The 9,976-nt window shown below is 67.8% G+C and carries 10 protein-coding genes and 2 pseudogenes; 9 read left to right on the forward strand and 3 right to left on the reverse strand.

Annotation, left to right across the window (positions count from 1 at the left end):
* Positions 1–412 (reverse strand): annotated as a pseudogene (locus H0523_RS30580) (SPOR domain-containing protein); the annotation flags it as partial.
* Between the two features lie 21 nt (positions 413–433).
* Complete coding sequence (gene folC / locus H0523_RS30585; protein WP_054431124.1) at positions 434–1,744, reverse strand: bifunctional tetrahydrofolate synthase/dihydrofolate synthase; 1,311 nt, start codon at positions 1,742–1,744, stop codon at positions 434–436.
* Between the two features lie 164 nt (positions 1,745–1,908).
* Between folC and H0523_RS30590 the strand changes: the two genes are divergently transcribed.
* The 4 genes from H0523_RS30590 to H0523_RS30605 all read left to right on the forward strand — a co-directional run bounded on the left by H0523_RS30590 (position 1,909) and on the right by H0523_RS30605 (position 5,768).
* Positions 1,909–2,325 carry a cupin domain-containing protein gene (locus tag H0523_RS30590; protein ID WP_054431123.1) on the forward strand — a complete coding sequence of 139 codons (417 nt, stop codon included), beginning with the start codon at positions 1,909–1,911 and terminating at the stop codon, positions 2,323–2,325.
* 76 nt (positions 2,326–2,401) lie between these two features.
* On the forward strand, positions 2,402–3,373 hold the full coding sequence (locus H0523_RS30595; RefSeq protein WP_054431122.1) for a Bug family tripartite tricarboxylate transporter substrate binding protein: 972 nt from the start codon (positions 2,402–2,404) through the stop codon (positions 3,371–3,373).
* Complete coding sequence (locus H0523_RS30600) at positions 3,370–4,602, forward strand: CaiB/BaiF CoA transferase family protein (protein ID WP_054431121.1); 1,233 nt, start codon at positions 3,370–3,372, stop codon at positions 4,600–4,602. Before H0523_RS30595 ends, H0523_RS30600 begins: the two co-directional genes overlap by 4 nt.
* Positions 4,602–5,768 carry an acyl-CoA dehydrogenase family protein gene (locus tag H0523_RS30605; protein WP_054431120.1) on the forward strand — a complete coding sequence of 389 codons (1,167 nt, stop codon included), beginning with the start codon at positions 4,602–4,604 and terminating at the stop codon, positions 5,766–5,768. The genes H0523_RS30600 and H0523_RS30605 overlap by 1 nt, the downstream gene beginning before the upstream one ends.
* A gap of 60 nt (positions 5,769–5,828) precedes the next feature.
* On the opposite strand, the gene H0523_RS30610 is transcribed toward H0523_RS30605, so the two are convergent.
* Positions 5,829–6,566 carry an IclR family transcriptional regulator gene (locus H0523_RS30610; RefSeq protein WP_054431119.1) on the reverse strand — a complete coding sequence of 246 codons (738 nt, stop codon included), beginning with the start codon at positions 6,564–6,566 and terminating at the stop codon, positions 5,829–5,831.
* A gap of 143 nt (positions 6,567–6,709) precedes the next feature.
* Here H0523_RS30610 and H0523_RS30615 point away from each other — a divergent pair, with 143 nt between their 5' ends.
* From H0523_RS30615 to H0523_RS30635, 5 genes and pseudogenes are all read left to right on the forward strand, one after another.
* The gene (locus H0523_RS30615) at positions 6,710–7,087 is read left to right on the forward strand and encodes a flagellar protein FlaG (RefSeq protein ID WP_054431118.1); all 378 of its coding nucleotides are present in this window, start codon (positions 6,710–6,712) and stop codon (positions 7,085–7,087) included.
* 143 nt (positions 7,088–7,230) lie between these two features.
* Positions 7,231–8,619 (forward strand): flagellar filament capping protein FliD, encoded by a 1,389-nt coding sequence (gene fliD, locus H0523_RS30620; protein ID WP_054431117.1) that lies wholly within the window; start codon positions 7,231–7,233, stop codon positions 8,617–8,619.
* 18 nt (positions 8,620–8,637) lie between these two features.
* Positions 8,638–9,066 carry a flagellar export chaperone FliS gene (gene fliS / locus H0523_RS30625; protein WP_054431116.1) on the forward strand — a complete coding sequence of 143 codons (429 nt, stop codon included), beginning with the start codon at positions 8,638–8,640 and terminating at the stop codon, positions 9,064–9,066.
* A gap of 47 nt (positions 9,067–9,113) precedes the next feature.
* A complete protein-coding gene (locus H0523_RS30630; protein WP_035360316.1) occupies positions 9,114–9,467 on the forward strand; it encodes a flagellar protein FliT in 354 nt (117 codons plus the stop codon).
* Positions 9,464–9,976 (forward strand): annotated as a pseudogene (locus H0523_RS30635) (flagellar hook-length control protein FliK); the annotation flags it as partial. The gene H0523_RS30630 and the pseudogene H0523_RS30635, both read left to right, overlap by 4 nt.

Raw genomic sequence — 9,976 nt, forward strand, 5'->3', positions numbered from 1 at the left:
TGGCGGGCGGCGTGGAAACCGGCGGCGTGGTGGCGGACGGCGTCGCGGCCTGCGGCGCGCTGGCCTGCGGACCGGACGTCATCGGCGGCGGCGTCGGGATGGCGGACGGGTCGCCGGGCGTGGCGCCTTGCGCCGGCGCGGCGGGCGCGTTGGCCTGCGGCTCGCTCACCTGCGGCTGGAACGGGGTATTGCGTTCCGGCACCTTGATGGGGATGTTGTCGGCCACGGGCGTCGGCTGGGAATCCAGCACCATCGGCAGGATGATGACGGCCGCCAGCACCAGGGCGATGGCGCCTGCGAGCCTGCGCCGGGCGCGCCCGCGCAACTCAGCCGCCTGAACCTCGCTCGGCACGGCCGCTCGCTTGGAGGGTTGCGCCTGGTCGGCAGGATCCTTGCGTTTGAAAAAACCCATGTTTGCCTATGCCGCTCTTGCCTACGCCTTGCGACCCAGAGACTGCAAAACCGAGGCCACGGTGAGAAATGATCCGAACACCACGATTCTATCATTCTCCCCTGCCCGTTCGCGCGCCGCGGCAAAGGCCTGGGCGGGATCGGCGTAGGCCGAGACGCCCGGCGCCTCGGCCCCGGCGGGCGCGGCCGGCAGGCCGGCGGCAACCCGTTCGGCCAGGTGTTCGCCGGAGCCGCCGCGCGGCCCCGGCAGGCCGGCGCAGAACCAGTGGTCGATGCGCGTGCCGATCTTGGCCAGTACGCCGGCCAGGTCCTTGTCGTTGAGCATGCCGAACACCGCGTAGGTGTAGGGATGGAAGCCCATGTTGTCGAGGTTCTGGGCCAGCACCGCGGCGGCGTGCGGGTTGTGGGCCACGTCCAGGATCACCGTGGGCTGGCCCGGCAGGATCTGGAAACGGCCCGGCAGCGAAGCCTGCAGCAGGCCCTGGCGCACCGCCTGCTGCGGCACCGGCAGGCGGTCACGCACCGATTCCAGCGCGGCCAGCGCCGCCGACGCGTTCAGCAGCTGGTTGGCGCCGCGCAGCGCCGGATAGGCCAGCGCGCTGCGGCGCTGCTCGCGGCCGCCATAGGCCCACTGCTGGCGGTCGCCGGAATAGTTGTAGTCGCGGCTGAACAGCCACAGGTCGGCGCCGATCTGCTCGACGTAATCGAGCAGCGACTGCGGCGGCACCGGGTCGGCACAGATGGCCGGCCGGCCGGCGCGGTAGATGTGGGCCTTTTCAAAGCCGATCTTCTCGCGCGTGTCGCCCAGGTACTCGATGTGGTCCAGGTCGACGCTGGTGACGATGGCACAGTCGGCGTCGATGATGTTGACGGCGTCCAGGCGGCCGCCCAGGCCGACTTCCAGCACCACCGCGTCCAGGCGCGACTGCGAGAACAGGCGCAGGATCGCCAGCGTGGTGAATTCGAAGTACGTCAGGGACGTCTCGCCGCGCGCGGCCTCGACCGCGATGAACTGCTCGATCAGGGCCTCGTCCGAGGCGATCTGGCCATTGACGCGCGCGCGCTCGTTGAAATCGATCAGGTGCGGCGAGGTGTACAGCCCGACTTTGTAACCCGCGGCCAGCAGGATCGACTCCAGCATCGAGCAGGTCGAGCCCTTGCCGTTGGTGCCGCCCACCACGAACTTCACGCCCGGCAGTTCCAGGTTCATGCGGGCAGCCACTTCCCGCACGCGCTCCAGGCCCATGTCGATCGCGGTGGCGTGGATCGATTCCAGGTACTGCAGCCAATCGGACAGGGAGGCGCCGGTGGCGGGCTTGAGGGCGGAAGACATGGGGCGGGATCGCAAAGGTGAACAGCCCATGATTTTAGCAGCGCACGCCCGGTGTTTTCCCTAATCCCCCTGGGACGCCACGGGATCGCCGGGAAAAACCGCTTGCCGATGTTTTTTTCATCCGTGAAAATAAATTCACATATGAAAACTCACAAGGATAAGACATGACGCAGCGCAAGACCCCGGCCTGGCTGGTCCAGGAAGCCGACGTGCCCGGCTACCACCCGGCCAACCATACCGGCACCCTCAACCGCCGCCTGATCGGCCCCGACACGGTGGGCTCGCGCGGCGTGGAAGTGCTGCTGGGCGTGATCGACAAGGGCCAGGGCGCACTGCCGCACGCCCATCCGGGCATCGAGCAGGTCTGTTACCTGCTGTCGGGCACCGCCCGCGCCCAGGTGCAGGACGAATGGGCCGACATGGGTCCGGGCGACTGCTGCTATTTCCCGCCCGACATCCCGCACGTGTTCACCGTGACCAGCGACGAGCCCGCGCGGCTGCTGGTGATCTACACGCCGCCGTATGAAGAATCGCCCGACCGCGTGATCCGCGGTTTTCCCGCATCGACCGCCGGCGCCTGAGGCGCCGCGCAGACCGGCCCACCCCGGGCAGCGGCCGCAGAAGCCGCGCCCGTTTCGCATCCCCTGGAGACAAACCATGCGACTACTACGCCTGTTGGGCGCCACCCTGGTCGGCGGCGCCACCGTGCTGGCCCTGCCCGCCGCCCACGCCGCGGACTATCCGAACAAACCCATCACCCTGATCGTGCCGTTCCCGGCCGGCTCCGGCACCGACGCGGTCGGCCGCATCTTCGGCGCCGAGCTGTCGACCATCCTGGGCCAGCAGATCGTGGTGGAGAACAAGCCCGGCGCCAACGCCACCATCGCCGCCAGCTACGTGGCGCGCGCCAAGCCGGACGGCTACACGCTGTTCGTGACCACCAACACCTCGCATTCGGCCGCCCCCTGGCTGATGAAGAACATTCCCTACGATCCGGTCAAGGATTTCACCCCCATCGCGCGCGGCGGCAACCTGCCCTTCATCCTGGTCGCCAACCCCAAGCGGCCCTGGAAGACGGTGGCCGACCTGGTCGCCGACGCGCGCCAGCATCCGGGCCGCATCACCTACGCCAGCGGCAACAGCACCGGCATCGTGGCCGGCGCCACCCTGGCCAACCGCGCCAAGATCGACATCCTGCACGTGCCCTACAAGGGCACGCCGCAAGGCCTGACCGACGTGGTCGGCGGCCAGGTCGACTTCATGTTCACCGACCTGGCCTCCGGCCTGCCGTTCGTGCAGTCGGGCCAGTTGCGGGCGCTGGCGGTGTCCACCGCCGAGCGCAGCGCCATCGTGCCGGACCTGCCGTCCATGGCCGAGTCGGGCGTGCCGGACTTCGACCTGAATTCATGGAACGGCTACTTCGGCCCGGCCGGCATGCCGCCCGAGGTGGTGGCGAAACTCAACGACGCCATCAAGCAGGTGGTGGCCAAGCCCGACGTGCGCAAGCGCCTGGCGGGCCTGGGCTTTGACGCTTTCTCCAGCTCGCCCGAAGCCTTCGGCCAGTTCGTCGGCGAACAGCGCGACCTGTGGGGCAAGCTGATCCGCGACGCGGGGATCGAGCAGCAATGACGATGTCCGCCGCCGCTTCCCCGCAGGCCGCCGGCCCCCTTGCCGGCGTGCGCATCCTGGACCTCAGTTCGGTCGTGATGGGTCCCTACGCCACCCAGGTGCTGGCCGACCTGGGCGCCGACGTCATCAAGGTCGAATCGCCCGCCGGCGACAACATGCGGGCCGTCGGCCCGATGCGCAATCCGGGCATGGGCCACCTGTACCTGCACCTGAACCGCAACAAGCGCTCGGTGGTGCTGGACCTGAAGACGCCGGAAGGCCGCGAGGCCTGCCTGCGGCTGGCCGAGACCTGCGACGCCCTGCTCTACAACATCCGCCCCCAGGCCATGGCGCGCCTGGGCCTGTCGTATGAGGCGGTGGCGGCGCGCAACCCGCGCATCGTCTACCTGGGCGCCTATGGCTTCGGCGAGGCCGGCCCCTACGCCGGCCGGCCCGCCTACGATGACCTGATCCAGGGCCAGACCGGCATCGCCGCGCTGGCGGCGCAGCAGAGCGGCGACGTGCCGCGCTACGCGCCGCTGACGCTGGCCGACCGCGCCGTGGGCCTGCACGTGGGCATCGCGCTGGTGTCGGCGGTGCTGCACGCCCGCGTCAGCGGCCAGGGCCAGCAGGTCGAGATCCCGATGTTCGAGGGCATGGCGCACCTGGTGCTGGGCGACCACCTGGGCGGGGCCACCTTCGAGCCGCCGCTCGGCCCCACCGGCTACGCTCGGCTGCTGGCGCCGCACCGCCGGCCCTACGCCACCGCCGACGGCTATATCTGCCTGCTGATCTACAACGACAAGCATTGGCGCAACTTCTTCGCGCTGATCGGCCAGCCGGAACTGGCGCAGGATCCGCGCTTTCACACCCACGGCGCCCGCGCGGCCCATATCGACGAGGTCTACGCCTTCGTCGCCGACGTCATCCGCACCCGCGCCAGCCAGGACTGGCTGCGGGAACTGGCGGATGCCGACATCCCGGCCTCGCAGCTCTACACGGTCGACGACCTGCTGCTGGACGAGCACCTGGCCGCCACCGGCTTCGTGCAGGACCACCAGCACCCGACCGAGGGCCGCCTGCGCACCCCCGCGCCGCTCGGCCGCTACCAGGGCACGCCGACCGCCATCCGGCGCCCGGCGCCGACGCTGGGCCAGCACAGCCGCGAGGTGCTGGCCGAGGCCGGCTACGACCCCGCCGGCATCGACGCGCTCTTCGCCAATCGCATCACCCAGGATGGAACCGACTGATGGACTTTGCATTCACCCCCGATCAACTGGCGTTGCGCGACGCCGTGTCCCGCATCTGCGCGCGCTATCCCGACGAATACTGGCTGGAACGCGACCGTGAAGGCGGCTTCCCCGAGCCGCTGCACGCCGACCTGGCGCGCGACGGCTGGCTCGGCATCGCCATGCCGCCGGAACATGGCGGCGCCGGCCTGGGCATGACCGAGGCCGCGCTGATGATGCAGACCATCGCCGCCTCGGGCGCCGGCTTCACCGGCGCGTCGGCCGTGCACATGAACATCTTCGGCCTCAATCCCGTGGTGGTGTTCGGCAACGACGAACAGCGCGCCCGCTGGCTGCCGCCGCTGATCGCCGGCCGGCAGAAGGCCTGCTTCGCCGTCACCGAGCCCGACGCCGGCCTGGACACCACCAAGCTCGGCACCCGCGCCGTGCGCCAGGGCGACGAATACGTGGTGCATGGACGCAAGATCTGGATCTCGACCGCCCAGGTGGCCGACAAGATGCTGCTGCTGGCGCGCACCACGCCGCTGTCCGAGGTGGCCAAGCCGACCCAGGGCCTGTCGCTGTTCTACACCGACCTGGACCGCGGCAAGGTCGAGGTGCGTGAAATCGAGAAGATGGGCCGCAAGGCGGTGGACTCGAACATGCTGTTCATCGACGGCCTGCGGATCCCGCTGGCGGACCGGATCGGCGAGGAAGGCCGGGGCTTCGAGTACATCCTGCATGGCCTGAACCCGGAACGCATCCTGATCGCGGCCGAGGCGGTCGGCATCGGCCGCGCCGCGCTGGAGCGGGCGGTGCGCTACGCCGGCGAGCGCCATGTGTTCGGCCGGCCGATCGGCCAGAACCAGGGCATCCAGCACCCGCTGGCGCAGGCCTGGATGCAGCTGGAGGCGGCCGACCTGATGGTGTTCAAGGCCGCCAGCCTGTACGATGCCGGCGAACCCTGCGGCCCCAGCGCCAACGCCGCCAAGTACCTGGCGGCCGAGGCCGGCTACAACGCCTGCCAGACCGCCGTGATGACGCTGGGCGGCATGGGCTACGCCAAGGAATACCACGTGGAGCGGCTGCTGCGCGAGAGCTTCATCCCGCGCATCGCGCCGGTCAGCCCGCAGCTGATCATGTGCTTCATCGCGGAAAAGGTGCTGGGCCTGCCGAAGTCATATTGAGGCGCCCGCCCCTTGCGCGTCCGCCCGGCGCGCCTTGCGCCCGGGCCGGCCGGGGCCGCCTCAGGACTGCTGTTCCAGTCCGGTGCAGGCCGCCCGCAGGATGCGGGCGTATTCCTCCTGGCACGGCTCGATCCGGTAGATCGGACCGCCCACGGAGATGGCGTAGTGCTCGCCCGACAGGGTCACCGGCCAGGCGATGGCGCCGACGTCGGGAATCGACTCGCCGCTGTTCATGAACCAGCCGCGCTGGCGCGACAGCGCCAAGTCCTGCAGCACCGCCTCGCGGGTGACCAGCGTGCGTTCGTTGTGGCGCGTCAGCGGCCCGTTGCCGAGCAAGGCGTCGCGGGCCGGCTCGTCCAGCAGCGACATGAGCGCTTTACCCAGCGAATTTGCGTGTACGTCTTTGAACTCGCCGGCAACGGGCGCGTATCGGATCGTATGCGGAGAGTCCAGCACATCCAGGTAGACCACCCGGCCGTCCTGCGTCAGCTTGGCGAAGACGACGGTTTCCCGAGTTGCGTCCCTTAATTCAACCAGGCTGGGATAGACCCGGTCCAGCACCGGATCGGCGCGGGCGATGCGTTGCGCCATTGCCAGCAGGCGGCCGGTCGGGTAGTAGCCCTGGCGGCGTCCGGTTTCGTAGAGGTAACCCAGGCCGGTCAGGGTGCGGATCAGCGCCAGGCAGCTGGAAACCGGCACATCCAGCAGCCGGGCCAGTTCCGACAGGGGCAGTGCGCGCTTCTCCCGGGCATAGGTTTCGATGATTTCTATGACTCGCAACGCCGTCTTGACACTCATTGCCCGATCCCAACTTGTTAGCACATGAAACAGCCCGCTGTTACGAGGGCTAAAGTTCCCTGCGGCGCTGCCGTAATCGTAGCTGAGAATTCCCTGAAAACAGCGCGTTCCTCCGAGACGCCCGCACCGCCGCTGGAGTGATCATGGCCGTAACCCCGTTAGCCCCCGCTACGTTCGCACCGTCGCCGGTCGCGGCCGTGCCCATCGTCGCAGATCCATCCGTCACCGTCGCCCCGCCCGTTGCCAGCACCAATAGCAGCGGCGCCGATTCCGCGACGTCGGAGCAGTCGAATTCGCAGAAGCTGCCCCTCGACAAGGCGCTCGACGAAATCAACGAGCAGATGAAGGCCTGGTCGACCCAGTTGCAGTTCGAGGTCGACCCGGACGTCCACCAGGTGGTGGTGTCGGTGGTCGACGCCAAGTCCGGGGACGTCATACGCACCATCCCCAGCGAAGCCGTGCTCAAGATCGCCAAAATGATCGTGAACATGCAGGGAAATGGCATCAAGACCTCGGCTTGACATGAATTCCCGTACTTTCCTCTGTGCCCCTTTTGGCGCCAATCGATGATGGAATCATCGAATTAGGCCCGCCTTATGCCCTTACCCGGCCAATCGCCGGCACCCTATTTTTGACAGAATCGCATCGCTAGGAAGGATTTCACATGGCCTCTATCACCAACCTCGGTTCGTCCTCCGGTCTGCCACTGGAAGAAACGCTGAAAAAGCTGCAAGACGCCGAGGATAAGAAGCTCTCGATCTACACCACGCGCGCGCAAAGCTACCAGACTCGCATCGACGCTTACGCGAAACTGCAGAGCGCCCTGGAAGCGCTGCAAAAGTCCGCTGCCGTGCTGGGCAAGACCGAGACGATGGCTGCCATCAAGGGCAGCGTCACCGGCGGCAACGCCTTGACGGCCAGTGTGGCCGCCGAGGGCGCCACCGCGGGCCAGTACGTCATCGAAGTGAAGAACCTGGCCCGCGCCCAGAGCCTGCAATCGGGCGCCGTGGCAGACCGCACCGCCAAGCACGGCGACACCGGCTCGTTCGAAGTCGAGCTGGCCGACGGCACCAAGCGCACCATCGACCTGAAAGGCGACACCTCGCTCAACGGCATCGTCAAGGCCATCAACGCCGACGACAAGTCCGGCCTGCGCGCCACCGTTATCAATGACGGCAACGGCAACAACTACCTGATGCTGACGGCCAAGGACACCGGTGTCCAGGCCTCGGTCAAGAACATCACCGTCACCGGCGACCAGTCGCTCAAGGACATCCTGTCCTTCAGCACCGCCGCCGACGGCTCCACGACCGGCCTGGCCAATACCAAGGCTGAAGACGCCCAACTGATCATCAACGGCCTCCCCGTCAAGAGCGGCTCGAACAACGTCGCCAACGTCATCGACGGCGTCACGCTGAACCTGACCGAGAAAACCGAGACCGACAAGCCGATCACGCTGAAGCTGGAAGCGGATCCGTCAGTCGCCAGCAAGGCGATCCAGGATTTCGTCAAGAACTACAACTCGCTGCAATCGACCATCAAGAGCCTGACGGCTTTCGACGCCAAGGCGGCCACCAACCAGCCGCTGACCGGCGACGGCACCACCCGCTCGATCCAGGCGTCGGTGACCAACGCGCTGCAAGCCATGCTGGGCGAAGGGTCGGTCCGCTCGCTGGCCGACCTGGGCATCACCACCGATCCCCAGACGCGCCAGCTCAAGCTCGACCAAACCAAGCTGGACAAGGCGCTGAGCACCAATCCGGCCGACGTCACCAAGCTGCTGACCGGCGACAACGGCCTGGCCAAGACTTTCGAAAAGGCTTTCAAGGACGTATTGGGCAGCACCGGTTCGCTCAAGACGCGCACCGACGGCCTGGCCAAGTCGATTAGTGACCTGGACGCCCAGCAAAAGCGCGCCAAGGCCGCCAGCGACGCTGAAATGGACCAGATGCGCACCCGTTTTGTCGCATTGGACAAGTACGTTTCCCAACTGGCCGTCACCGGCAACTACCTGACCCAACAATTTGCGGCGATGAACAAATCGAGCAAATAACCTGTAGAAGATGCATTAATGACTTACGCCGCCCGCCGCCCCACTGGGTCTCAATCCGTCCGCTCCTACGCCGATATCGGCCTGGAAACCCAGGTTCTGGGCGCGAGTCCCGAGCGGCTGATCACCCTGTTGTACCTGGGTGCCCGGGCGGCGATCGGACAGGCGCGCATCCATCTGCAGGAAGGCCGGGTCGCCGAGCGCGGCGCGGCCATCTCGAAAGCGATCAAGATCGTCGATGAAGGCTTGAAGACCGGGTTGAACATGGAGGCTGGCGGCGAGATCGCCGCCAACCTCGCCCGGCTCTACGATTACATCGTCCGCACCTTGCTGACGGCAAATCTGAAAGCGAATGCCGAGCAACTCGACATTGCCGACCGCCTGTTGGCGGATCTGGCCGAGGCTTGGCAGACTTCCATCGACCGACCGGCTGGCCTTGCCCAGCCCTGATGGCCAAAAACACAAATTCAGCCAGCCATCGAACGCCCGAGATTTCCATGACGTCCCTTACCCAGTACTCATCCCCTATTCTGGAACACTACCAGGAGATCGCCCTCATCACGGGCGAGATGTTGACGGCCGCCCAGGCCGGAGACTGGGATACGGCGATGGCCCACGGGCAGCAATATTGCGAGCTGGTCGAGCGCCTGCGGATCGCGGAACCAACCGCGCCGCTGGACGAGGCCGGCCGCGCCATGAAGTACGACCTGCTGGTGCGCATCCTCGAAAACGACGCGCTCACGCGCGACCTGGCGCTCCCGCAACTGGCCCGGCTGGGCGAACTGCTGGGCCGCATGAAGCGCCAGCAGACCCTGCTGTCGGCCTACGGCTACCAGGCGCCTGAAGCATGAGCGTAGGTCCCGCGGCACTCGGCAACGTCCTAGTGCAGCGGTTGGACGCCGTGCTGGGCACGACGATGTCCGCCGCCAGCGCCAACCAGGTGTCGGGCGCGCGGCCGGATGCGGTCAGCCAGCCCGGCAACCTGGACAAGCCCGGCTCGGCCGACGGTTCCAATCGCGACCCGCGACAAGGCATCCAGACCGGCGGCGCCCGCGGCGACCGCCCGGCCACCGTCCTTGACGCCAAGACCGCCGCCGCACTGGCGCTGGCCGCCCGCGGCCTGGTCACCAGCAGCGACACCACGGCCTCGGCCCCCACCACGCTGGGCACCACCGCCCGCGCGATCCTGGCGCTGCTGGCCCAATATCCCGACGCCGCGCCGGCGGTGCTGGGCCGCGCCCCCTTGTGGTCAGCCAATGCGCCGGCGCCAGGCAGCGGCGCGCCGGCCCAGCCTGGCGCCGGCCAGGCCGCCGCACAGCCGGCGCAACCCGGACAACCCCAACCTCCCGCCACTGGCGCG

Origin of the sequence: Achromobacter insuavis (assembly GCF_902859645.1) — a bacterium.
In the GTDB taxonomy this organism is placed as follows: Bacteria; Pseudomonadota; Gammaproteobacteria; order Burkholderiales; family Burkholderiaceae_B; genus Achromobacter; species Achromobacter insuavis.